This is a genomic window from Pseudophaeobacter flagellatus (genome assembly GCF_021228235.1).
GTDB lineage: Bacteria > Pseudomonadota > Alphaproteobacteria > Rhodobacterales > Rhodobacteraceae > Pseudophaeobacter > Pseudophaeobacter flagellatus.
Map to the genome: position 1 here is coordinate 93,694 of NZ_JAJQRG010000007.1, position 23,326 is coordinate 117,019.

The 23,326-nt window shown below is 58.3% G+C and carries 24 protein-coding genes, 1 tRNA gene and 1 other RNA gene; 17 read left to right on the forward strand and 9 right to left on the reverse strand.

Annotated features, from left to right (window positions below; translation table 11 throughout):
* Positions 1-28 precede the first annotated feature (28 nt).
* From LRK71_RS13995 to LRK71_RS14005, 3 genes are all read right to left on the reverse strand, one after another.
* Positions 29-1,828 carry an ABC transporter transmembrane domain-containing protein gene (locus LRK71_RS13995; protein ID WP_232404447.1) on the reverse strand — a complete coding sequence of 600 codons (1,800 nt, stop codon included), beginning with the start codon at positions 1,826-1,828 and terminating at the stop codon, positions 29-31.
* Positions 1,829-2,082: 254 nt separating this feature from the next.
* Positions 2,083-2,156: transfer RNA gene (locus tag LRK71_RS14000), tRNA-Gly, on the reverse strand.
* Positions 2,157-2,544: 388 nt separating this feature from the next.
* On the reverse strand, positions 2,545-2,937 hold the full coding sequence (locus LRK71_RS14005) for a RidA family protein (protein ID WP_232404448.1): 393 nt from the start codon (positions 2,935-2,937) through the stop codon (positions 2,545-2,547).
* Positions 2,938-3,926: 989 nt separating this feature from the next.
* On the opposite strand from LRK71_RS14005, the gene LRK71_RS14010 reads away from it, so the two are divergent.
* From LRK71_RS14010 to LRK71_RS14065, 12 genes are all read left to right on the forward strand, one after another.
* Positions 3,927-4,529 (forward strand): AAA family ATPase, encoded by a 603-nt coding sequence (locus tag LRK71_RS14010; protein WP_232404449.1) that lies wholly within the window; start codon positions 3,927-3,929, stop codon positions 4,527-4,529.
* Positions 4,529-4,702: a hypothetical protein gene (locus LRK71_RS14015; protein ID WP_232404450.1), complete on the forward strand. Its 174-nt coding sequence runs from the start codon at positions 4,529-4,531 to the stop codon at positions 4,700-4,702. Before LRK71_RS14010 ends, LRK71_RS14015 begins: the two co-directional genes overlap by 1 nt.
* Positions 4,703-4,725: 23 nt before the next feature.
* The gene (locus LRK71_RS14020; protein WP_232404451.1) at positions 4,726-4,902 is read left to right on the forward strand and encodes a hypothetical protein; all 177 of its coding nucleotides are present in this window, start codon (positions 4,726-4,728) and stop codon (positions 4,900-4,902) included.
* A complete protein-coding gene (locus tag LRK71_RS14025; protein ID WP_232404452.1) occupies positions 4,899-5,276 on the forward strand; it encodes a hypothetical protein in 378 nt (125 codons plus the stop codon). The genes LRK71_RS14020 and LRK71_RS14025 overlap by 4 nt, the downstream gene beginning before the upstream one ends.
* 120 nt (positions 5,277-5,396) lie before the next feature.
* Positions 5,397-5,681 (forward strand): HU family DNA-binding protein, encoded by a 285-nt coding sequence (locus LRK71_RS14030; protein WP_232404453.1) that lies wholly within the window; start codon positions 5,397-5,399, stop codon positions 5,679-5,681.
* A 6-nt stretch (positions 5,682-5,687) separates the two neighbouring features.
* An RNA gene (locus LRK71_RS14035) (hammerhead ribozyme type II) lies at positions 5,688-5,760 on the forward strand.
* Positions 5,761-5,772: 12 nt separating this feature from the next.
* Entirely contained in the window at positions 5,773-6,327 is a 555-nt protein-coding gene (locus tag LRK71_RS14040) for a hypothetical protein (RefSeq protein ID WP_232404454.1), read from the forward strand.
* Positions 6,328-6,351: 24 nt separating this feature from the next.
* Entirely contained in the window at positions 6,352-6,525 is a 174-nt protein-coding gene (locus LRK71_RS14045; protein WP_232404455.1) for a hypothetical protein, read from the forward strand.
* A gap of 20 nt (positions 6,526-6,545) precedes the next feature.
* The gene (locus LRK71_RS14050) at positions 6,546-7,217 is read left to right on the forward strand and encodes a DUF3164 family protein (RefSeq protein WP_232404456.1); all 672 of its coding nucleotides are present in this window, start codon (positions 6,546-6,548) and stop codon (positions 7,215-7,217) included.
* Positions 7,218-7,614: 397 nt separating this feature from the next.
* A complete protein-coding gene (locus tag LRK71_RS14055) occupies positions 7,615-8,061 on the forward strand; it encodes a DUF2852 domain-containing protein (protein ID WP_232404457.1) in 447 nt (148 codons plus the stop codon).
* A 97-nt stretch (positions 8,062-8,158) separates the two neighbouring features.
* Positions 8,159-8,590, forward strand: a complete 432-nt coding sequence (locus tag LRK71_RS14060; RefSeq protein WP_232404458.1) for an RDD family protein — start codon at positions 8,159-8,161, stop codon at positions 8,588-8,590.
* 163 nt (positions 8,591-8,753) lie between these two features.
* Positions 8,754-9,578: an arginyltransferase gene (locus LRK71_RS14065; RefSeq protein WP_232404459.1), complete on the forward strand. Its 825-nt coding sequence runs from the start codon at positions 8,754-8,756 to the stop codon at positions 9,576-9,578.
* Positions 9,579-9,784: 206 nt separating this feature from the next.
* On the opposite strand, the gene LRK71_RS14070 is transcribed toward LRK71_RS14065, so the two are convergent.
* From LRK71_RS14070 to LRK71_RS14080, 3 genes are all read right to left on the reverse strand, one after another.
* Positions 9,785-12,139 (reverse strand): TRAP transporter large permease, encoded by a 2,355-nt coding sequence (locus LRK71_RS14070; protein WP_232404460.1) that lies wholly within the window; start codon positions 12,137-12,139, stop codon positions 9,785-9,787.
* A 17-nt stretch (positions 12,140-12,156) separates the two neighbouring features.
* Complete coding sequence (locus tag LRK71_RS14075) at positions 12,157-13,083, reverse strand: TRAP transporter small permease subunit (RefSeq protein WP_232404461.1); 927 nt, start codon at positions 13,081-13,083, stop codon at positions 12,157-12,159.
* Between the two features lie 154 nt (positions 13,084-13,237).
* A complete protein-coding gene (locus tag LRK71_RS14080) occupies positions 13,238-14,320 on the reverse strand; it encodes a TRAP transporter substrate-binding protein (RefSeq protein ID WP_232404462.1) in 1,083 nt (360 codons plus the stop codon).
* A 249-nt stretch (positions 14,321-14,569) separates the two neighbouring features.
* Between LRK71_RS14080 and LRK71_RS14085 the strand changes: the two genes are divergently transcribed.
* The 4 genes from LRK71_RS14085 (at position 14,570) to ilvN (ending at position 19,489) form a co-directional block, all read left to right on the forward strand.
* Positions 14,570-15,991 carry a cache domain-containing protein gene (locus tag LRK71_RS14085; RefSeq protein WP_232404463.1) on the forward strand — a complete coding sequence of 474 codons (1,422 nt, stop codon included), beginning with the start codon at positions 14,570-14,572 and terminating at the stop codon, positions 15,989-15,991.
* A 95-nt stretch (positions 15,992-16,086) separates the two neighbouring features.
* Positions 16,087-16,731, forward strand: coding sequence for a response regulator transcription factor (locus LRK71_RS14090; protein WP_232404559.1), 645 nt, complete (start codon positions 16,087-16,089; stop codon positions 16,729-16,731).
* Between the two features lie 331 nt (positions 16,732-17,062).
* Entirely contained in the window at positions 17,063-18,814 is a 1,752-nt protein-coding gene (locus tag LRK71_RS14095; RefSeq protein WP_232404464.1) for an acetolactate synthase 3 large subunit, read from the forward strand.
* Between the two features lie 114 nt (positions 18,815-18,928).
* A complete protein-coding gene (gene ilvN, locus LRK71_RS14100) occupies positions 18,929-19,489 on the forward strand; it encodes an acetolactate synthase small subunit (RefSeq protein WP_232404465.1) in 561 nt (186 codons plus the stop codon).
* Between the two features lie 28 nt (positions 19,490-19,517).
* Here the strand turns inward: ilvN and LRK71_RS14105 are convergent, their stop codons facing one another.
* A complete protein-coding gene (locus tag LRK71_RS14105) occupies positions 19,518-19,661 on the reverse strand; it encodes a hypothetical protein (protein WP_232404466.1) in 144 nt (47 codons plus the stop codon).
* Positions 19,662-20,292: 631 nt separating this feature from the next.
* Here LRK71_RS14105 and LRK71_RS14110 point away from each other — a divergent pair.
* Positions 20,293-21,051 (forward strand): helix-turn-helix domain-containing protein, encoded by a 759-nt coding sequence (locus LRK71_RS14110; protein WP_232404560.1) that lies wholly within the window; start codon positions 20,293-20,295, stop codon positions 21,049-21,051.
* A gap of 29 nt (positions 21,052-21,080) precedes the next feature.
* Here the strand turns inward: LRK71_RS14110 and LRK71_RS14115 are convergent, their stop codons facing one another.
* Together LRK71_RS14115 and LRK71_RS14120 are read right to left on the reverse strand one after the other, a co-directional pair.
* Positions 21,081-21,845, reverse strand: coding sequence for a DUF2189 domain-containing protein (locus tag LRK71_RS14115; RefSeq protein WP_232404467.1), 765 nt, complete (start codon positions 21,843-21,845; stop codon positions 21,081-21,083).
* A 62-nt stretch (positions 21,846-21,907) separates the two neighbouring features.
* Positions 21,908-23,320: an amidase gene (locus LRK71_RS14120; RefSeq protein WP_232404468.1), complete on the reverse strand. Its 1,413-nt coding sequence runs from the start codon at positions 23,318-23,320 to the stop codon at positions 21,908-21,910.
* Positions 23,321-23,326: the final 6 nt, after the last annotated feature.

Genomic DNA, 23,326 nt, shown 5'->3' on the forward strand with positions numbered 1-23,326 from the left:
GCCCCGCCACACCTCGCCGGGTTAGCCGCTATTCGGCCGCCAAGCCATCGGTGAACTGCAACCGCGCCAACCGCGCATATAGCCCACCCTCAGCCACCAGCGCATCATGGGTGCCAGTGGCAACCACCCGGCCATTCTCCATCACCACGATGCGATCGGCCTTCTTCACCGTGGCAAGACGATGCGCCACAATCAAGGTGGTGCGGCTCAGGCTCAACTTGTCCACCGCAGCCTGCACCAATCGTTCGCTTTCAGCATCCAGCGCCGAGGTGGCCTCGTCCAGCAGCAGGACCGGCGCATCGCGCAGGATAGCCCGGGCAATAGCGATCCGCTGTTTCTGCCCCCCCGACAACATCACACCGCGCTCGCCCACAAAACTGTCATACCCCTCTGGCAAGGCCGAGATGAAATCATGCGCGGCGGCGGCAGCAGCGGCGGCTTCGACTTCGGCGTCCGTGGCCTCTGGACGGCCAAAACGGATATTCTCGCGCGCCGAGGCGGCAAAGATTACCGGATCCTGTGGCACCATGGCGATATGTTTGCGAAAGTCATCCCGTCGCAAATCGCGAAGGGCGACACCATCCAGCAGCACAGCCCCCCTGTCCGGGTCATAAAACCGCTGAATCATCTGGATGATGGTGGTCTTGCCAGCCCCCGAAGGCCCGACAAAGGCGACGGTTTCACCCGGCTTCACCGCTAGGTTCACATCATCCAGGGCCTGCACGGCGGGGCGTGCAGGATAGGCAAAGGAAACCCCCTGAAAACAGATCTCACCGCGCACCGGGGTGGGCAGCGCCGCAGCGGCGCTGGGATCTTTCACCGTATCCGTCGCGTTTAGCAGCTCAATCAGCCGTTCCGTGGCCCCAGCAGCACGCTGCAGCTCGCTCCAGATTTCAGAGAGGGCGGCGACAGACCCCGCCACCAGAACCGCGTAGATTACAAACTGGATCAGGGTGCCTTCGGTCATCACGCCCGCGCGCACATCATTGGCCCCCATCCAGAGCACCCCGACAATACCGGAAAACACCAGGAAAATAACAATCACAGTCAGATAGGCGCGGGTTTTGATCCGAGTGACAGACACATCAAAGGCGGTCTCGGTCATATTGGCAAACTGCGCCCGGCTGGCGGCCTCATGGGTAAAGGCCTGCACTGTCTGCACCGCGCCAAGCGCTTCGCCGGCATTGCCCGAAGAGGCCGCGATCCAATCCTGATTTTCGCGGCTGATGCCGCGCAACCGCCGCCCCAATACCATGATCGGCACAATCACCGCCGGCACGATCAACAGGACCAACCCGGTCAATTTAGCCGAGGTCAGCAGCATCAGGATCATGCCACCGATAAAAATCAACAGGTTGCGTAGGGCAATCGACACGGAAGAGCCCAATACCGATTGGATCAGCGTGGTGTCGGTGGTGATCCGGCTCAGCACCTCTCCGGTCATGATCTTTTCAAAGAAGGTCGGGCTCATACCGATGACGCGGTCAAACACCGCCTTGCGAATATCCGAGACAACCCGCTCTCCCAGCCGGGTCACCAGCGCGTAGCGTAGCCCGGTTCCCACCGCCAACAAGGCGGCAATGACCAGCGCGGCCATGAAATACTGATTCAGCAAGGCGCTCTCCGACACCCGGAAATTGTCGACCACGCGCCGCACCGCCAAAGGCAGCGTCAACGACAGGCCAGCGGTCATCACCAGGGCACAGGTGGCAGCAAACATCAGCAGCCGGTAGGGGCGCATAAAGGGCCACAATGCCCCCAGAACACCAATTTCCCGAGAGCTCTCGCGCTCTTCTTGCGAGGTCGGAGCTGCCTTGTTACGCGCCATGCCGGATCCTTTTGCCTATTTCCCTGCCAAGGCCCCTCGCCCTGCGGTCCAGTCAGGTTCATGGCCCCGCCAGCCCTGCAGGTCAAGCGGCTGTCGGCTCTGGATGCCGACAAACCAGGGGAATATGGGCTCAGACAGGGCCTGGGGCCAAAACGCCGCAGCCCAGTTGCAAACCAAACGGCCCAGCAAAAGCAAGACAAAACAGGTCTGTCACATATGGGAATGTTTCTGAGGTAAGTTGTCAGGGACAATACTGGAGCGGGCGGCGGGAATCGAACCCGCGTCATTAGCTTGGAAGGCTAAGGTCTTACCACTACACAACGCCCGCTCTCTTGCTGCAGGTGATATTTCAAAGAAAAATGGAGGTCAAGCCTCGCAGCTGTCTTCTTTTGAAGAATAGCACTATCGCAAAACTATCCCGCGCCCTGCGCTGATTGCCTCGCCCCACTCCTTTCGGATCCTGCTGGGGCGGCGCGGTTCAGTCCCGATCTGGGGAAACCACCACAATGTCCGTTGGGCTGCCCAATTGCGGATCGCTCTACAACCCGCCCCACCACTCTAGTTGGACGTCGATATCTGTAGTAACCGGAAGAGGCCCGAAGACACCGCAAGGTCGCAGACAAACGCCTATTTGAAAGGAGTTTTAGGCGTTGAAACAATGAGGGGGCGGAGAAAACGGTGGTTTTCGCTGGTGACAGAAACCTCTGAGGTTTGCGCTATGCGTCGTCGGGAACAACTGCATCAACCTCGATCTCGACCAACCATTCAGGGTTCACAAATCGATTGATCGCCATGATCGTATCAACGGGTCGGGCATCGACGCAGTATTTCTTCCTCGCTTCGATAGCCTCTTTCCAGTTGTCGATATCTGTCAGGATGACCCTTGTCCGCACAATGTCTTGAAGACCAGAGCCTGCCTGTTCCAGGGCCGCTTTTATTATTTCAAAGCATTGAGTGGTCTGCGCGAATACATCCCCGACGCCTACTGTCTTGCCCTGCGCATCAACAGGTGCGGTTCCTCCTACCGAAATGTAGGGACCGACGCGAACCGCACGGCTGAAGCCAACGATCTCCTCCATCGGGTTTCCATTTGAAATCAGTTGCCGCATGTGATGAACCTCCGCTCTTCCTCAAGCATAGGCGAATTTGTTTCCTGTTGCTATGACTCTGAAAGTCTCAAGAATACCGTTCTGCAATACCTGGGCTCCAAAAAGGTGAAATCTGGCAGCTGAAAATTGATCAGCTAGGGCACGAGCGCCGTCCAGGTTGGCTTAAGAGTACGCGAATGCTAGTAACAATCAAGCTATGACAGGGATTACATGCCTTTGTTTTTTTCTGACTTGGGTAGCGGCCATGTCACTTGCATTTGCTGCAACTGCGCAAGTGGCCGTCTATTTCATAAGACATGCTGAGAAGGAACTCAGCGGAGATGACCCCTCGCTCACCGAGGAAGGTCGGGCCAGAGCATATCCACGCAAACAGCGGCCCACTGCCCAAGCCCGTTCGCTTTGAACGCAAGAATGTGTAGGCTGGGACAAACAGCAGAATCCAAACCAGTAAGCCGTTTGCCGCTTCCTTGCGGCCACTTCGCTCCACCGCGTTCCGGTCAAGCAGTGCACAGATCGTGGTGGCGAAGAAGAACACTAGGAACGAAAGTCCAGGCAAGTCGCCTCATGCCCCGGCATGCGCGGATAACGATAACCAATTTGATCCGCGCAATCTAATCGAGAAATCGAAGACCTCAACTATCGGATCGTTCTCTGCAGTGCCTTCTTTTGGAACATCCAGAATAATCGGGTTTCCTAGTATCGTCGGCGATTGCCTGCGCAAGTTAAAGGCTACTGATTGTATCGTTCCTGCGCAGTGCTGCCAGCGCTTCCGGACGGCGCTGACAATGAGCGTAAGAGAACCTGTTTCTGGCTGCGAAATCTGCCCCCTCTGGTCGCCACTGGCACCCTAGAGGCGCCGTCTCCCAAGCAAAGCCGGGGGGCCGCTTGGGCAGCCTTTGAAGGCCTGCCCGAGGCCGCCCGCGCCAAGGCAGCAGATCGGTTGCGCGCGCTTGATCTGATCGACACCCTGCACAGCAATGGCGCCAGCCATGTTCATGGCCGCGATCTATGCCGCCTCGGCGTTGGATGCGATCCACATCTCTGTTCAGGAGCTTTGGACCCGCAAGACGCTGCTACAGCAGGTGCTGCGCGAACTGGGTGCCGTACCACAAAAGACGCTGGCCGAAATGATGATGCAGGCCAATGAGCAATTGGCCATCGCGGCCCGGCCGCTGATCATCGACGAAGCGGATTATGCCATCCAGCGCGGGCTGATCCAGATCATTCGGGATTTTCACGATGGCAGCGACGTGCCCGTGATCTTGGTTGGCATGGAAAAGCTGCCGCAAAAGCTGCGCAAATGGGAGTTGATTGACAGCCGGGTCATGACCTGGACGGCGGCGCAGCCGGCCAATCTCAAGGATGCACAGTATCTGGCCAGCTTTTACGCCGCAGACGTGACCATCCATGATGACCTGCTGCAGCATATCCTGGACCGCAACACCGGCAACGTCCGCCGCTCGGTGATTGACCTCAACTATGTGCAGGAACAGTGCAAGGTGATGGGCTTCAAGGCAATGGCCCTTGAGGACTGGGGCCAGATGCGGTTCCCCCGCGATGAAGCACCTGCACCACGTGTGGGGCTGAAATAATGCGCTATACACCCCAATTCCCCGAGCTGACACCGGATGACCCACAAAAGCTGGAGATGTGGAATTTCATCCACTCCCGGCCGCGCCTCACTCGTGCCGAGATCGCAGAAGCCTGCCAGGTGAAAGACACCAAACGGGAGAACTGGCAACCAGCCGCCCAGATATCACCGTAGGTTCAGCGCAGGACTATTGCACGATGTTGACCCGCGCCGGGTATCTGCGCGCCACTCAGAAGGCCCGCAAGGACCGCCCTGCCCGCTACCTGCTGATCCGCGACACCGGCCCTTTGCCGCCCGTTGAAAAACGCCTGCCGGTAGTGATCGACGGCAACGACGATGTGATCGTCCACGCACAGGGGGGACGTTTGGTATGAACTCTCGCCTTGCCATCGCCCGCGCAGCCTGGGGCAACACGCCGCCCGACTGGATCTTTGCCCTGGTACGCGCCTGTGACGCGCCCGGTGCTTCGCAGAACAAGGTGGCCGCACGTCTGTCGGTTTCTGCGGCGACCGTTAGCCAGGTTCTGCGCAACAGCTACGCCGGAGATACCGCCCGCATTGAGGCACGGGTCCGCGCCACCTTTGTGGACGCAGACGTCGATTGCCCCGCCATCGGCACCATTAGCGCAGAGTCTTGCATGTCCTGGCGGGACCGCTCCAAACGCCTAGGCTCGGCGGCACCGAACGTGGTGCGCATGTTCCGCGCCTGCCGGGCCTGTCCCAAGTTCAAACCGGGGGCCGAAGAATGACCCTTCCTCCGAAAACCAAACTCGCCATCTGGCTCCGCAGCCTTGCCGACCGGCTGGATCCTACCGGAGCCTGATCACCCCGCGCCTTTGAGCGCACCAACCAGCCATAGGAGCTGAACCATGCCTAAACTGACAAAAGCAGAACTCATTCGTGCCGTTGCCGAGGAAACCGGCCAAAGCCAGGACGCGGTGGACAAGACCATCGCAGCGCTGGCCCAACAGATCATCAAGGCGGTGAAAAACGGCGATGACGTCACTCTACCCGGTCTTGGCACATTCAAGCGCCGCGAAAACGCAGCCCGCAAGGGTCGTAACCCGGCGACCGGAGAGGCCATGGATATCGCGGCCTCGTCCTCCCTGGGCTTCAAACAATCCCAGGCCGTCAAAGATGAACTGAACGCCTAACCAACAATGCGAAACCCGCCCGGCACTGTCGGGTGCGGTCACCAGGGCGTGGCGGCCCTGGTCTGATGAGCAGCCAAACCCGGAGGTGAATATGGAATTTCGATTGAATGAAACCGCACCAGACAAGTTTGAAATTGTGCGGTTTGTGCCAGACCTTGTCGGCACCTTTGCCGACCGTGCCACGGCCCAAAAAATTCTTGGATTTTTGGAAGCCGACGCGGTGAACGCAGCACAAGCTGCCGAGCGGAAAGCCGCGCGTGACGCAGGTCCGGTCAGCCCGCCGCCCTTCGTTTCTCCCGAGGCCATGGCACAGGCTGCAGAAGCCATTCGGCCTCAAACCGCTGCAAAATCCGACGTCGCTCATTTCTCCTGGAGCGATGGCGATCTCTCAGAAGCCTATGAACGCCTCTCCAAGGGCGAAAAAATTACTGCCGTGGCCGATAGTTTTGGCAAGAGCTGGACCGTGCTGCGCGGCAAATGGGCAGCCCACAAAAAGAAGCTGGATGCTGCGAAATCTCCGCTCGAAAAACTTACGGACGCTGTCTCCGAACTGCAGGAGCAAACCCCCTGCAGCCTATGCGGCCAGCACTTCACGCCAACTGTTGCGAGCATGGATCACTGCGCCCGCTGCCGCACGGATGCCTAACTGCCCCTTTTGATGGAGAACCCCATGGCGCCAATTTTCGTCGGCATTTTCCTCGCCCTTATAGGGGCGTTCCTTACCGAGGCCGAGGTTCGAGCCTGCGCTTATGAGCGCAACAACATTGGCCCGGTTCTTTTCTTGGTCGGCGTCGCGATCATCATCGTGTCGGCATCCGCCGCGCTCAGCAAAATCATCTTCTAACCCAAGCCAAAGCAATTCTCATGACTTCTACCCCAACGGAAAATAGCCCCTTCAAGCCCGCGACGATCCCCGACGGGATTGTCGCCGTGAAAGGCAAGAATTACCGCACCAACGCCAAAGGCGCACTGGTGCCCGCCGAACTGGTCAAAGCCCAGGACGCGCTCCAGGACGAGACCGTCCGCAAGATGATCGGTTACGGCAAGGCCCTGAGCGAGCAGATCGCCCGGTTCAAAGCCCATACGTTCAACGACATTGGCGCTTTTGAAGCGCTCCTGGCCCAGGAGTACGAGGCCAAGGTCGGCGGCAAAAAGGGCAACAAGACCCTGTTCAGTTATGATGGGCTGTACAAGGTCCAGGTGCAGATCGCCGAGGCCTTCGACTTTGGCCCCGAATTGCAGATTGCCAAGGAACTGGTCGATGAATGCCTGAACGAGTGGGCCGCCGACTCTGGCCCCGAGATCCGCGCCATCGTGACCAAGGCATTCAACACGGACAAGGAAGGCCAGATCAACCGCTCTGAGATCTTCATGCTCCTGAATTTGGATATCAGCGACGAGCGCTGGAAGCGGGCGATGCAAGCGATCCGCGACGCGATGCGGGTGGTCGGTTCAAAGACCTATGTGCGCTTCTACGAGCGCGCGACACAAACCGCCGCCTGGGAACCCATCACAATCGACCTGTCTAAAGCATAGAGGCCCCACGCCCCCGCGCTTGGCCTCTAGACGGCCCAAAACCGTTTGCTGCAGATATCTATGTCCAAAATTGAAAAAATTCGTGTCCCGCTACACCCATTTGAAACGGCCTTGCAAAGCCTCAAGTCAATGCGCTAGCGGGGCGCGCGGGGCTATCTGCTGCCCAAAATCGTTTGCTGCAGATATCTATGTCCAAAATTGAAAGAACCCACATCTCGAAACGATGATAATAAAATAAATCAATATCTTAGATTGATTATGTAAAAAAGATTTACATAGCCCCTTGAAGCCAGGCACCCTGGATCCGATATGCAGTAATGTGAAAGGCATTTACATAGCGCCAAACACAACAATGCCGGTCGCAAGACCGTATAACCGCATAACCTGGAGACGGAACATGACAGCTATCACCTCCCCCACCCCGCCCCACAGCCAGCAGGGGTGGTTCACGCGCAGCGAGGCCTGGTTGGACCAAAAAGGCAAAGGCGCCTGGATTGCCGCCATGGTACTTGGCTTTGTCTTTTTCTGGCCCATCGGCCTGGCCCTTCTTTTCTACATGATCTGGAGCAAACGTATGTTCAATAAATCCTGCCGTAGCCGTAAAGCCTGGGCCAGCCATGGAATGTCGGCGATGAAACCCTCTGGCAACTCGGCCTTTGACGCCTACAAGGAAGACACGCTGCGTCGGCTGGAGCAGGAACAGCATGACTTTGAAAGCTTTATGCAGCGCTTGCGTGACGCCAAGGACAAGGCTGAATTCGACCAGTTCATGGACGAACGCAGCGAAATGCCCGAAACTGCCCCCGAGACCGACGAGACCGATCGCGCCGCCAAGAGCCACTAGGGCGGTCACTGCCGCTGACTCTCGATCTGTGCACCAAGGCCAAATGTGGCGGTGCGCGGATCAATCCATACCTTGAAACAACCTTGAAGGACCGCTCATGACCGCCCTGCCCGATCCCGATTATCAGGCTGAATTCTATGCCTCTGTTGCCCCCAAACGATTGGTCGCCTGGGTCATTGACAGTATCCTTATTTTCGGGCTTTGCCTTATTACGGTACTCTTGACGGCCTTTGTCGGCATGTTCATCTGGCCACTGCTTTATCTGGTGATTGGCTTTGTTTACCGCGCCGTGACGATCGCCAATGGCTCTGCCACCCTGGGGATGCACTTTGCCGGGATTGAGCTGCGCGCCCTGAACGGGCGGCGTCTGGAGGCGGGGCAAGCGACGCTGCATACCATCGGCTATTCCCTGTCCTTGGCCATTCCGGTCCTGCAGGTGATTTCGGTGATAATGATGCTGACCACCGCGCGCGGCCAGGGGTTGAGCGATTCGCTCCTGGGCACTGTCATGATCAACCGCCGCGCCTGAGCCGCCCGCAGAGGCCCCACAATAAGAACCGGGGGCCTGCCTTGACCGCCCGGTATTAACCGGCCTTAACCTTGTCACAATGCAGGCTTGCACGGGGCTGGGCCATTGATATCCTGTACGGGCCTCTTATGATCAAGAAAACCCTCTGCAGAACAAGGCCCAGATGCGCCATACACTTCCAATTGCTCCTCAGTTCTATGTGACTGCGCCGCAGCCCTGCCCCTATCTGGAAAAACGGATGGAGCGGAAGCTGTTCACCTCGCTGCAGGGGGATGGTGCCGAGCAATTGAACAATAGCCTGTCACAACAAGGGTTTCGCCGCTCGCAGAATGTGCTTTATCGGCCCTCCTGCTCCGAGTGTTCGGCCTGCATGTCGGCGCGGATTAATACCAGCGCCTTTACCATGACCCGCAGCCAGAAGCGCGTTTTGAAACGCAACGCCAGCCTGCAGCGCCGCGCCACCTCGCCCTGGGCGACAGAGGACCAGTACAGCCTGTTTCGCCGCTATCTGGACAGCCGCCATTCAGATGGCGGCATGGCGGATATGGATGTCTTTGAATACGCCGCGATGATCGAGGAAACGCCGATCCGCACCCGCGTCATAGAATATACCGAACCGCAGTTCAGCGAACTTATTGCGGTGTCTTTGACAGATGTGCTCGAAGATGGGCTGAGCATGGTCTATTCCTTTTATAACCCGGATCAGCCGCAGAACTCGATTGGCACCTATATGATCCTTGATCATATCAGGATCGCGCAGGAAAGCGGCCTGCCCTATGTCTATCTTGGCTATTGGGTGCCGGGCAGCAGCAAGATGGCCTATAAGGAAAAATTCTCGGGCCTTGAGATCTATCATCAAGGCAGCTGGAAAAAGATGCAGGATCCGGCTGATTTTTCCGAAAGCACCCACCCCCTATCAGCAGATCCCATTGCAGAACAGGTGGCCAATATCCAGCTGCCGCAATCCCCGCTGCACCGCAGCCGCTGACGCGCCTCGCCTATCGGCTAGCCCGCTTCACTTCATTCTCCCCCTATACTTATCTGTTCGCTGGCCACTTCCCATGGGGGTGGAACAGGGCTGCCTGTGCCGCTCTGTGGTGCGGCATGCCGCGCGGTATCTGGGCCACCACATATGGCATAGAAAAAGGGCCCCTTCCGGGGCCCTTTTAGTCATGTCAAACCTGCTGGACAGGGTTAGTTCGGGATCAAGGCCGGCACGATGGTCACGATCGATGGGAAGAACCACAGGATCGCCAGACCAGCCACCTGGATCAGCACGAAGGGCAGAACCCCGCGATAGATATGCCCCGTCGTCACCTCTTTTGGTGCCACCCCGCGCAGATAGAACAGCGCAAAGCCAAAGGGCGGGGTCAGGAAGGAGGTCTGCAGGTTCACCGCCACCATGATCGTCACCCATTTGGGATCAAACGACCCGCCGTAGATAACCGGCCCAACAATCGGGATCACGATGTAGATGATCTCAAGGAAGTCGAGCACAAACCCAAGGAAGAACAGCACTATCATAACGATCAGAAAGACCGTCAGCTCGTTGTCAAAGCTCTTCAGGAACTGCTGGATATAGTGTTCGCCACCAAAGGAAATCACCACCAGGTTGAGCAGCTGAGAGCCGATCAGAATGGTGAAGACCATAGAGGTCACCTTGGCAGTTTCCCGCACCACTGGGGTCAGCACGCCACCTTTGAACAACACCCAGCAGCCATAGAGCAGACCAAAGAGCGCATAAAGATAGGCACCATAGGCGAAGAAGAAAGCAATCCAGCTTTCAAAGCTGACATTTTCCTGGTTGATCCGCAGATCAAAGTTCACCCCGATCAGGATTGCAACCATCACGGCAAGGGTCGCCCAGATGATGATCTTGCCAGAACGCCCCTCATCCTGCAGGCGACGATAGGCCGCCAGCATGATCGCACCACCGGCCCCAAGCGCCGCTGCCGGCGTCGGGTTGGTAATGCCACCCAGGATAGAACCCAGCACCGCAACAATCAGAACCAGCGGTGGGAAAACCACCCGGATCAGGTCATTCCGGGCACATCGCGCCGCGGCTTCACGGGCGCCATAAAGCGCCAGCACAGCAGGAAGCGCAAGCAGCAGCACTGTTACACCTGGTGTCGTCGTTGGTGCCACCAAAAGCACATCAACCAACAGAACCAGCAGCAGGCCAATCGCCCCCAGGATCAGTGGTTTGACATCCCTTGACGGAGCCACACCGCGACCGATTGCCAGCACAAGCCCCAGCATAACCACAAGAATGGTAATCCCAGTGCCAATTGGCGCGGCATTTGCAATCTTGTCGACCTGGGCCTGGGCGAACTCTTCCTCTGTCAGCTTGGTTGCCTGGGCAACCCCGCCAGCGGCTTCAATCGCCACCTGTTCCGCAATAGCTGCATCCCAGGCCTCTTGGCCGTGCAGGTCGATCATGGCGGCCTGACAGTCAGGTCCCACATTGGTCCGCAGCGACGCGGTTTGCCCGGCGTCCGAAAAGGCCGAAATCGTGACGTTCTGTGACCCGATCACCCCCAAAGACCCCAGAAGCATGGCACCACCGATGATGGCAGCAGGTGCGCCGAGGAACCACAGCAGGGCCTCATTTCGGGTGACCGGCTCGTTCGAGCTGGCTTCCAGCGCCACAGCCGGAGCCTTTTCCGGGTTCAGCATCGCATAACCAAAGGCATAGAGCGCATAGAGCAACGCCAGCATAATCCCCGGCAACAGCGCCGCCTGGAACAATGTGCCCACCGAAACAACAGCGGGTTCCCCCAGATAGGTCAGGGCGTCGGAACAGCCGACATCCATCGCGCGGTTTTCCTGCGCGGTAGAGTAGAGATCCCCCGCCAGAGTGCCCAAGAGAACGATCACGATTGACGGCGGAATAATCTGCCCCAATGTGCCAGAGGCCGCGATGACCCCGGTTGCCAGTTCTGGCGAGTAGTTGTTGCGCAGCATGGTGGGCAGAGCCAGCAGGCCCATGGTCACCACGGTTGCCCCAACAATCCCGGTAGACGCGGCAAGGAAGGCCCCAACCACAACAATTGAAACCGCCAGACCACCGGGCAGTGGGCCAAAGACCCGCGCCATTGTGGTCAACAGGTCATTGGCGATTTTTGACCGTTCCAGGGTGATCCCCATCAGAACGAACATCAAGACCGCCAGCAGGGTTTCAATAGATGCCCCCGCCAGAACCCGTTCGTTCATCCGGTTCACGATGAAGGAAACGTTGCGGTCCATCGCATATTCCCAGCCCTGTATAAAGACAGGTTCTGCAATGCGTGGTAGTTCCGGATAGCGGAAGACCGAAATAACATCGGGTTTCACCCCACTGTTCACCAGATCCTGATACACTGCGGACGATGTATCAATGGCTTGGTGGATCAGCAGCCCGGCACTATCCAGCGCCGCGATGATCCCGAAGGAGATGATACCAGCACCGCCGATGGCAAAGGCCACCGGGAAGCCGGAGAGGATGCCTCCGAAAAGGCATAGGAATACGATGATCAGGCCGAGTTCGACGCCATCAAGACCGAATAGCATATCAGCTGTCCCTTAGGTTAATGAGCGCCTTCATAGGCTTCTTCGCCCTCTCCAAGGGTATCCTTGTCGAGGTATTTATTTTCACTGCCCTGTCCTTCGATGAACTCCAAAAGGGAGCGATAGAAGAAGGCAGCAGCATGCACAAAGACGATGCCAGCGAATGTCACCAGCAAGATCTTGAAGAGAAAGTAACCGTTAAAGCCATTCGGGCTGAAGCCGATGGTTTCAACGTTCCAGCGCAGCGCGCGGGCCTTCATTACCAGGCGTTCCAGGCTGTCAGAGGCCGAAGGCTTGGGCACGATGAGGTGGCGCCACAGGAAGTACCAGCCATACATCCAGGTCAGCACGGCCGCTGGCATCATGAAGATCAGCGACCCCACCATGTCGACCACTCTCTTGGCGCGGAAACTGATGCCGGAATAGATCAGATCCACCCGCACATGTCCGCCCTGCACAAAGGTGTAGGTCACACAAAGGCAGACCACCAAGGCATTGTAGAGCTTCAGTTCTTCGGCAAACCAGCTGATGTCTTTTTCAACCGCGATGCCAAGACCAAAACTCATGTCTGGGCGCGCAAAGATCCGCTGCATAAAGACGATGATGATCTGTTGGATCACCATGATCAGACCAGCCCAGGCAAAGAACCGCCCGATGCCATTGGCAAAGCCTTCCAGCACCCGCACCATGCCCCACATGAACTGGCGTCGATAGATGCCAATCGCAGTCAGGATCAGAAACAGGGTGAAGACCACAAAAAAGAACTCGACCGAGCCGCCATAGTAAACAAAGCGCATGATCGAGGTCTTGTCAGACCAATCAAGCCAGAGCTGCGGGTGGGTTACGGCGTAGCCGAAATTATAAAAGGCGCCGGCGATGTTCTGGACCAGCCAGATCAGGCCGTTGAACAGAGCGCCGAAAAAGGAAATGCCTGTGTCGTCCTGCATTGTTCCCTCGGATGATTGCATGCGGCGGGTTCGAGGCGCGGTTTGCTCAGCATGAGCATCCTATGGGAATGACCCCTGCCTTCTGGCCTGCGGCAAAAATGAAAAAGGGACCCCCCGCGCCCGGCGGGGGGTCCAAAAGATGCGTCAGGGGCGATTAGCCCAGAACGCGGTCGCGCTGTGCGGTGTACACACCGGACGACAGGTTCTGCCAGCCGGAGGAAGACTTCATCGACTTCATGGCGCTGTCGTAGATTTTCTTGAACAGCTCGTCGCCCATGTTTTCGTCCATGACTTCTTTCGAAGCCGCACCAAAAGCATCCCAGACGGAGTCAGGGAATTCCATGACCTTGACGCCACCAGCCTGCAGACGCTGCAGCGCAGCACCGTTGTTGGCCAGGAACTGTGTCAGGTTCCACTGGTGGCATTCACCAGAGGCGATTTCGATGATCTTCTGATGCGCAGGCGACAGGCTTTCAAAGACGTCACGGTTGGTCGCAACCGACAGACCAGCACCTGGCTCGTGGAAGCCGGCGGTGTAGTAGGTCTTGGTGATTTCCTGGAAACCGGCTTTTTCATCCGCCCAGGGGCCGATCCACTCAGTGCCGTCGATGGCACCAGAGGACAACGCCTGATACACTTCGGAACCGGGGATGTTCTGAACGGAGGCACCCAGTTTACCCAGGGCTTTACCGCCGAGGCCAGGCATACGGAACTTCAGACCGTTGAAATCTTCGGGGCTGTTGATCTCTTTGGAGAACCAGCCGCCAGCCTGGGCGCCGGTGTTGCCGCCGAGGAAGGATTTCAGACCAAAGATCTGGCCCAGCTCGTCGTGCAGCTCCATGCCGCCGTCCTGGTAGTACCAGTTGGCCAGTTCCTGCGCGGTCATGCCCATGGGCACGGCGGTGAAGAAGGCATAGCCTGGGTGCTGACCAACAAAGTAGTAGTCGGCGCCGTGATACATATCGGCCTGACCAGAGGATACCGCGTCAAACACTTCAAACGCACCAACCAGTTCACCGGCGGCTTTGATGTCAACGGTCAGCTGACCATCGGACATGGCGGTGACATTGTCGGCAACGCGCTGAGCGGCGTCAAACACGCCTGCCAGACCGCGGCCCCAGGTGGTGACCATGGTCAGGGTGCGTTTACCCTGTGCGTATGCCGGTGCGGCCAGAGTGGTTGCAGCTGCGGCGGTCCCGCCCAGCGCAGAGGTTTTCAAAAAAGAACGACGATCCATTATAGTGCTCCTCCCATAAGTAGTCCCTATGTCCGGCTTTTGCCGAACGGATCTTTTCGAGTGGCGTCAGCCTAGCGACGGAATGGCGCTTGTGAATACCTAGTACTGCGTAGGCGGTGCAAAAACTGGCCATTCCTGAATGCTGGGCCATCGATTTTTGCGAATCCGTCGCGAATTCACGAGGCAACATAGCAAAATGCCAAAGCCAGACCTTTGATTCGGTAGCGAGATTGCGTAACGATTCGGCGCATGGCCAATTTTCGCATGATTTTTCGACCGAACTACGCACAGAAGCTCTCGATTCTGGCCACGCTGCCGCTTGTGGTTGCAGTGGCGGCAATTGCCCTCCTGATCGCCTTTGAGTCGCGCAGCTCTGCCGAGCGGGAAATTCAGGCGCTGCAACAGCAGCTCTTGGCGGCCAAAAAGGCCGAACTGCGCAACTATGTGACCCAGGCGCGCAACGGGTTTTCCTTCATCTATGGCCGCGCCGCACCTGACGATGAAGAGGCCAAGCAACAGGTCACGCAGATCCTGTCTTCGATGATCTATGGCACCGATGGGTTCTTCTTTGTCTATGATTACGACGGCACCAATCTTGTCAGCCCGCGTCAGACAGAGTTCATCACCCGCAACTGGACTGGCCTGAAGGACAGCCAGGGCACCCCGGTGGTGGATGAATTCATCCGCCTGGCCCGACAGGGGGCGGGCTGGCATAGCTTTATGTGGCAAAAACCTTCAACCGGGGAAGAAGCGCGCATGATCGCCTATGTTGTCGGCCTGCAAGACTGGCAGTGGGCCGTCGGCACCGGCGTCTTTATCGACGATGTGCTGGCCACGGTTGCAACCGCCCGCGCCGAGGTGGAATCGCGGGTGCAGCGCACATTCTTCTATACAGGCGCAATCGCGCTAGCGGCGCTGATAATTGTCTTTGCCTCGGGCATGGTGCTGAACATCCGCGAACGCCGCCTTGCCGATGTGAAACTGAAAGAGCTGACCCAGCGGGTTTTTGACACCCAGGAGGAAGAGCGCGGCCGAGTGGCGCGCGAATTGCACGATGGCATCAGCCAGATCCTGGTCGGCGTGCGCTACACACTCGACACGGCCAGCCGACAGCTCAAACGTGGCGAATTGCAGCGCGCCCTCCCGCCCCTGGACAAAGGGATCGAGAACCTCGCCACCGCCATCACCGAAGTGCGCCGGATCAGCCGTGATCTGCGGCCCGGGGTGCTGGATGATCTGGGGCTGGGGCCGGCGCTGCAGGCGCTGACAGATGATTTTGCCCAGCGCACGGGTATTACCTCCAACTTCAGCACGGTGGTGTTTCGCAACCGACTGGATGCCGAGGCCAAGATCGCGCTGTACCGGATTGCCCAAGAGGCCCTGATGAATATCGAGCGCCATGCAGACGCCACAGAGATGTCGATGGATTTGCGCGGCCATGCCAAGGGGGCGACGCTGCGGATCTCTGACAATGGTACCGGCCTGCCCCCCGAACAGGATCGTTCCGGGGCGGGCATTGGCCTACGCAACATGCAAGAACGCATAGAGCAGCTTGACGGCACCTTACGCATTCTGTCATCACGTGGCACCCAGAGCGGCACAATGATCGAAGCCATCCTACCCCTGAGCCATCTGCTGGCACCTGCTGGTACTAGGGGAAAGCCTGAATGATGAGCCGCAGATCAAATCATCCTGATGTCACCAGCTCTGGGCTGGCGACTGACGATACCGCTGCCAGCGGCCAGGTAGAGGCCAAAGGAAAAGACATGACTGATGTAACGCGCGTTTTGATCGTCGATGACCACCCCATGGTGGCCGAAGGCATCCAGTCCATTCTCGAAAGCTATGACGACATCGAGGTTCTGGCCTGCCTCGTGGATGGGGTCGAAGCGGTGGAACAGGCAGTCACCCTGGCCCCGCATGTTATCCTGATGGATCTTAACATGCCGCGCCTTAGCGGGTTGAGCGCCACCGAGATGATCCTGGAGCGCCTGCCCGAAACCCGGATCGTGATCCTGTCGATGCATGACAGCCCCGAATATATCTCAACCGCGCTGAGCCATGGGGCCATGGGCTATATCCTGAAGGATGTACCCACCGACGAGATCAAGCAGGCGATTGATGCGGTGGTGCGCGGAGAGCGCTATCTCTGTACTGGGGCGGAAGGCTCGCTCAAACCCAAAGATGGCGAGACACGCGAGGCCCTGACTGGGCGCGAACAGACCATTCTGCTTGAACTGGCGCAGGGGAAATCCAACAAGGAAGTCGCGCTAACCCTGGATATCTCGGTACGCACGGTCGAAACCCACCGCAAGAACATCAAGCGCAAACTGGGCATTTCCTCTACTGCCGGCCTGACCCGCTATGCCCTGGAACACGGCGTTTTGCAGGGTACCGGGCACGAGTTTTAACCCGGCTCAGGTGTTTTCCGCCGAAATAGTCTGCGTATTTTTTCACTAATTACAAAAAAAACTAAATATACGCAACAAAATGTCCCAAAACAGCTATTTTTCGGTGTCTTTGCCTGTTGACGCCCCGTTCCAGCAGACATAATGTCCGCTGCAACGTAGTACAGCAGCACACAGGGAGAGCCTGGCCATGACCAGCCTAGTCGTAATTGTAGGAACCAAGCGCATGGGCCGGTAACGGTAGACCACAATCAAACCCATGCGCCTCCCCTTGAATAAGCGGAGGCTTTTTTTATGCGTAATGGACGATGCCGCCAATTGGAGCAAAAAGCAGATGACACGTGAAATGACCGGCGCAAAAATGGTAGTCGAAGCCCTGAAGGAACAGGGCGTGGACACAATCTTCGGATATCCCGGTGGCGCCGTACTTCCGATTTATGACGAAATTTTCCTGCAAAATGACATTCGCCACATTCTGGTGCGTCACGAACAGGGCGCCGTGCATGCCGCCGAAGGCTATGCCCGTTCCACTGGCAAGCCGGGCGTTGTCCTGGTGACCTCGGGGCCTGGGGCAACCAATGCGGTGACCGGGCTGACCGATGCGCTGCTGGATTCCATTCCGCTAGTTGTGCTTACTGGCCAGGTGCCAACCTTCATGATCGGCTCTGACGCCTTCCAAGAGGCCGACACCGTTGGCATCACCCGCCCCTGCACCAAACACAACTGGTTGGTGAAAGATACCGACAAGCTGTCCGCGACCCTGCACGAAGGCTTCCATGTGGCCACCTCGGGTCGGCCCGGACCAGTGTTGATCGACATCCCCAAGGATGTGCAGTTTGCCACCGGCACCTATCAGTCGGCAAAACCAACCGGCTCGCGCTATCAGCCGACCGTCAAGGGCGACATGGCCGAGATCACCGAACTGGTCGCCGCCATTGAGACCGCAGAGCGGCCCGTATTCTATACCGGCGGCGGCGTTATCAATTCTGGTCCCGCCGCCTGTCAGCTGCTGCGCGAACTGGTCGATGCCACCGGCATTCCGATCACCTCGACCTTGATGGGGCTTGGTGCCTATCCGGCCTCGGGCGACAACTGGTTGGGCATGCTCGGGATGCATGGCCTCTATGAGGCCAACCTGGCGATGCACGACTGCGATCTGATGATCAATATAGGCGCCCGGTTTGATGACCGCATCACTGGCCGCATCGACGCCTTCAGCCCCAATTCGCAAAAGGCCCATATCGACATCGACCCCTCTTCGATCAACAAGGTGATCCGCATCGACATTCCTATCGTCGGCGATGTGGGCCATGTGCTCGAAGATGTGCTGAAAGTCTGGAAGTCGCGTGGCCGCAAGGTCAACCGCGAGGCCATTGCCAAATGGCAGGAACAAGTCAGCGCATGGCGCAAGGTCAATTGCCTAGCCTATGCCGGGTCGGAAAAAACCATCAAGCCGCAATATGCCCTGCAGCGGTTGGAGGCCCTGACCAAGGACCATGACCGCTATATCACCACCGAAGTGGGCCAGCATCAGATGTGGGCGGCGCAGTATCTCAACTTTGAAGACCCCAACCGCTGGATGACCTCTGGTGGCCTGGGCACCATGGGTTATGGTTTCCCGGCCTCTATCGGGGTGCAGATGGCGCATCCGGATGCATTGGTGATCAACGTCGCCGGCGAGGCCTCTTGGTTGATGAACATGCAGGAAATGGGCACCGCCACCCAGTATCGCCTGCCCGTGAAACAGTTCATCCTCAATAATGAACGCCTTGGCATGGTACGCCAGTGGCAGGAACTGCTGCACGGGGAGCGCTATAGCCATTCCTGGTCTGAATCGCTGCCCGATTTTGTGAAACTGGCCGAGGCCTTTGGTGCCAAGGGCATCATTTGCTCAGACCCGGCAGATCTGGACGATGCGATCATGGAGATGATCACCCACGATGGCCCGGTGATCTTTGATTGCCTGGTGGAAAAGCACGAAAACTGCTTCCCGATGATCCCATCGGGCAAGGCCCATAATGAAATGCTGATGGGAGAGGCCGACACCAAGGGCGCCATCCAGGCTGGCGGCGCGGTTCTGGTTTAGGCCTGCCATTCACCACAAGCGCCGGGCGATCACGCCCGGCGTCCAGTTTGGCCCCCGTTGGCCGCCCTTCGAGGCCCATAGGCCCCATGGCATGAATTTTAGAAAGGGACATCAATGTCTGCCCTACACATCAAAAAAGGCTCTACCCGGCATTCTGCCTATAACCTACGCCCAACCTTTTCCGACCAGGAAGAAAGACACACCCTGGCCGTTCTGGTCGAAAACGAACCCGGCGTACTCGCCCGTGTGATCGGCCTGTTTTCCGGGCGCGGCTACAACATCGAAAGCCTGACTGTCGCCGAGGTTGATCACACCGGCCATATGTCACGCATTACCGTCGTCACAACCGGCACGCCGCAGGTAATCGAACAGATCAAGGCGCAGCTGGGCCGGATCGTCTCGGTACATGAGGTGCATGACCTCACGGTTGAGGGTGACTCGGTTGAGCGAGAATTGGCGATTTTCAAGGTGGTGGGCGATGGTGACAAGCGGGTCGAAGCCCTGCGTCTGGCCGATATCTTCCGCGCCAATGTCGTCGACAGCACCCTGAACAGCTTTATTTTTGAGATCACCGGCGCGCCGGAAAAAATCGATGCCTTTGCTGATCTTATGCGCCCGCTGGGCCTGACCGAAGTGGCACGCACCGGCGTTGCCGCCCTGCTGCGCGGTAGCTGAGACGCGGCGACCGCTGCCTTTTCCAGTATCAAGGCCAGTCTTCGGACTGGCCTTTTTCATTGGGGCTATGGCAGCTACGATCCAGCGCATCAAGCACCCGGATAGCCGTCAGGCGCTGCGCCGCCGTCTGATCTGCCGAGTGGGAAAGCGCACTACCTTCGGGTCGTCGCAAGCCAGAGCGGCCCCCCGCGACCAGGACGTCGGCGGCAGCGGAAAGCCGTCCTGCCCTGCATCGCAGACCGCAATATCCAGGCTGTGATGTCCCGACGATGCAACGACGTCATCTGCAGGCAGGGACATGCCACCACGCCCGCAAGCAACCAGATCGGCGACAAGCTCTGGGCAACCAGGTTCCTTTAGAACCTGGACATCGCGCGCCAAACGCAGATCAGAAACCAGGGTCAACTCAAAGCTCACCCAATCGCCCACCCCTAATTCGCAGTCTTCACAGGCGCCCCGATGGGTATAGAAGGCGAGGTCTCCTTGGTCTTCACACCAGATAACAGCTTTCCCGGCGGCAGCATCACTCCAAAGAACCATTCCAATCATTTCGGACCTCGTATCTTGGGTAGATCAAGTGTGCTGCAAATGAAGGGATTTAACATCGTCAAAACTGCGTCGAACCATTGCTTTTTGTGTCACCCCGGCTAATCTCCTGACACAGAATTGAACCAGGATGTCACAACCTCGTATCCATCAGCCCCCAACAGCAACAGGACACACAGCGCCAGATGCCAGACCGCCACAACGGAAAAGACCAGACCGATGGCGAGCAGATCCGGTCGCCAGTACAGTTGCGCAATATGTTTGGCACAAATCTGCGTCAGCTGGCGCAAAACTATCCGTCGATTTCTGAACTGGCCCGCCGCCTAGAGATCAACAGAACCCAGTTTAACCGCTACATGTCCGGCGAAAGCTTTCCGCGCCCAGATACACTGGACCGGATCTGCGCCTTCTTTAACGTGGATGCGCGCATCCTGCTTGAGCCAGTAGACACAATCGGGCGTCAACCGGTGGTACTGGACAGCCCCTTTCTCGCCGATTTTCTGGGCCATGGTATCTCTCAGCTAACTGAGACCATGTTCCCAACCGGATTTTACCGCTTTACCCGGCGCAGTTTTATTCACAGTGAAAAATTCATCATTGGTCTGGTCTATGTTTTCCATTCAGGCACCTCAGCCACATTCATCAAAGGTTATGAGTCCCGCGAAGCCATGCGCTTTCAGGGCCTGCCGGAAACGCCCAGGATGCGCGAGTTTCGCGGCCTTGTAACCGCGCATGAAGATGGCGTCGCCTTTGTCATCTCGCGGCGCAATGCGATGACCTATTCTTTCAACTATCTGGCGCGGATCAGCTCGATTGAGAATAACTTCTGGCTTGGCTATGCGGCGCGCACCGTACGCGATAGCAGCGGAGAGCGGGTCACCCGCGTGGTCTATGAACATCTGGGCCAGGAAATGGGGCCGGCGTTGAATACCGCCCGCAGCACAGGCTTTGCCGATGCCGCGGATCTGCAACCCTATCATCGCCACCTGTTGCGCCCGGACGATCCATTTTACTGACCCGCCGCCCTGGCACGTCGGGGCAGCGGTCAGTGGGCGATCAATCGGTAGAGATGCCAGGTTGCATGCCCCAGCAGCGGCAGAACCAGGAACAACCCGGCAAACCCCGGCAACAGCGCCGCAAAGGTCAAGACCGCGATCCCCAGCCCCCAAAGCATCATCAGCAGGAAATTGCGCTGCACATAGGTAAAGCTGGCAATCATTGCAGTGACAAAATCCACCTCCCGGTCCAGTAACAGCGGTAGGGAAATCACCGTAATCATATAGAGGAGCAGCGCAAAGAGCGCACCAACCAGGCTGCCAGCCGCCAGCATCATCAGGCCATTGGCTGTCAAGAACACCTCTAACGAGCTGGAAATATTGGTCATCGTTGTCAGCCCCAGAAACAGGGCAAAAATCATGTGGCCAAGGAAGAACCAGAACAGAAAAACCACAATGACGATGGCACAGATAGAGGGCAACTGGCGGCGGCTCTGATGCAGGATCACCCCCAGAATGGCAGCGGGGTTCATCGGTTCGCCCTGCTCCAGCCGGTGCGACACCTCATAGAGCCCCACGGCGGCAAAGGGGCCAATCAGCGGAAAGCCAATGGCCGCAAGCACCAGCCAAAAGGTGGTGCCTGTTTGCAGGGTGATCCAACTCATAAGCCAGCCCGCTGCCACATAGACCCCGGCAAAAAACAGCCCATAGGCGGGTTTGCGACAAAAATCCTGCCAGCCACAGACCAGCGCCTGTTTCAGAATATCCGCCTGCAGTGGCCGCAGCTCTGGCAGGCCAAAGGGTTTTTCCGCCATCTGTGTTCTCCTCCCCAGAAGATCTGTTCTCTATCGGCCTGGACTGTGGGACTTTGGCCGCATCAGCCGTTCGGCGCGGGCTCTGGTGGTGGCGACTTTTGTGGCCAGCTGGTTGCCTGATGATAGGCCTGCCCCAGCGCCAGCAACTGGCGATCTTGCCCCTGCCGCGCAAAGATTTGCAGCCCCATCGGCAACCCCGCCGCACCAAAGCCAGCAGGCACCGCCAGGCAGGGCAGCCCCAGCAGGCTAACCGGAGTGACCACCTGCATCCAACGATGATAGCTGTCCATCTCTGTGCCTGCGACCTCGCGAGGGTAGTCCTGGGTCAGCGCAAAGGGCCAGCACTGCGCCGTGGGCAGCACCAGCGCATCAAAGTCTTGAAACAGCTCGATCGCCCGGCGCTGCCAATCGGATCGAATATCAGAGGCCGCCTGAATCTGCTGCCCCGTGAGAGCAAGGCCGCGCTCCAGCTCCCATATGGCGGTGTCTTTCAGCGCTGCTCGCTGCGGGTCATCAAACCGACGCAGCCCCGCCACTATAGCAAAAGAGCGTAGGGTGATCCAGGACTGCCAGATCTGCTCTGCTGGAAAGGGCGGTGCCACGGGCTCAACCCGGTGGCCCAGCGCGCTCAGATCCTCTAGTGCGGCCGTACAGGTCGACAGGATGCCCGCCTCCATCGGGAAGGCACCGCCCCAATCGCCCAGCCAGCCGATGCGCTGCGGCTTGGCATCCGGCAGCGGCAGGGTGGCAGAACTGCCCCGCGCCTGCGGTTGGCGCGGATCCGGCCCCGCCATCACATCCAGCAACAGAGCAATGTCCTGCGGGCTGCGCGCCATCGGCCCCACGGTGGACAACGGGTGTAGAAACAGATCGCCCTGCGGCTCTGCCGGGATCCAGCCCCAGGTCGGGCGAAACCCGTAGACGTTGCACCAGCCCGCCGGATTACGCAGGCTGCCCATCATGTCAGATCCATCCGCCAGCGCCACCAGCCCGGCCGCCAACGCCACCGCCGCCCCGCCCGACGATCCGCCACAGCTGCGCGCCGGATCATAGGGATTGGCCGTGGCGCCATAGACCGGGTTGAAGGTCTGCGACCCAAGGCCAAATTCCGGGGTATTGGTCTTGCCAATCATAATCGCCCCCGCCGCCCGCAGCCGCGCCACGAACAGTTCATCCGCGTCAGGGATGAAATCCTTGAACAACGGCGACCCCTGGGTCGAGGCAATGCCCCGTACATTGGCCAGATCTTTGATTGCAAGGGGCAGCCCGTGCAGCGCGCCGCGCTCTGTCGCCTGATCCGCAGCTGCAGCCTCGGCCATCAATTCGGCGCGCGGGCGCAGGGCAACAACGGCGTTCAGCCCGGGGTTCAGCGCTTCGATCCGATCCAGTGTCGCCTGCATCACCTCTACTGCGCTCAGGGCACCAGTGTTGAGCTGCCGCACCAATTCTTGCGCGGATCCATAGGGGTCGTACATTGCAGT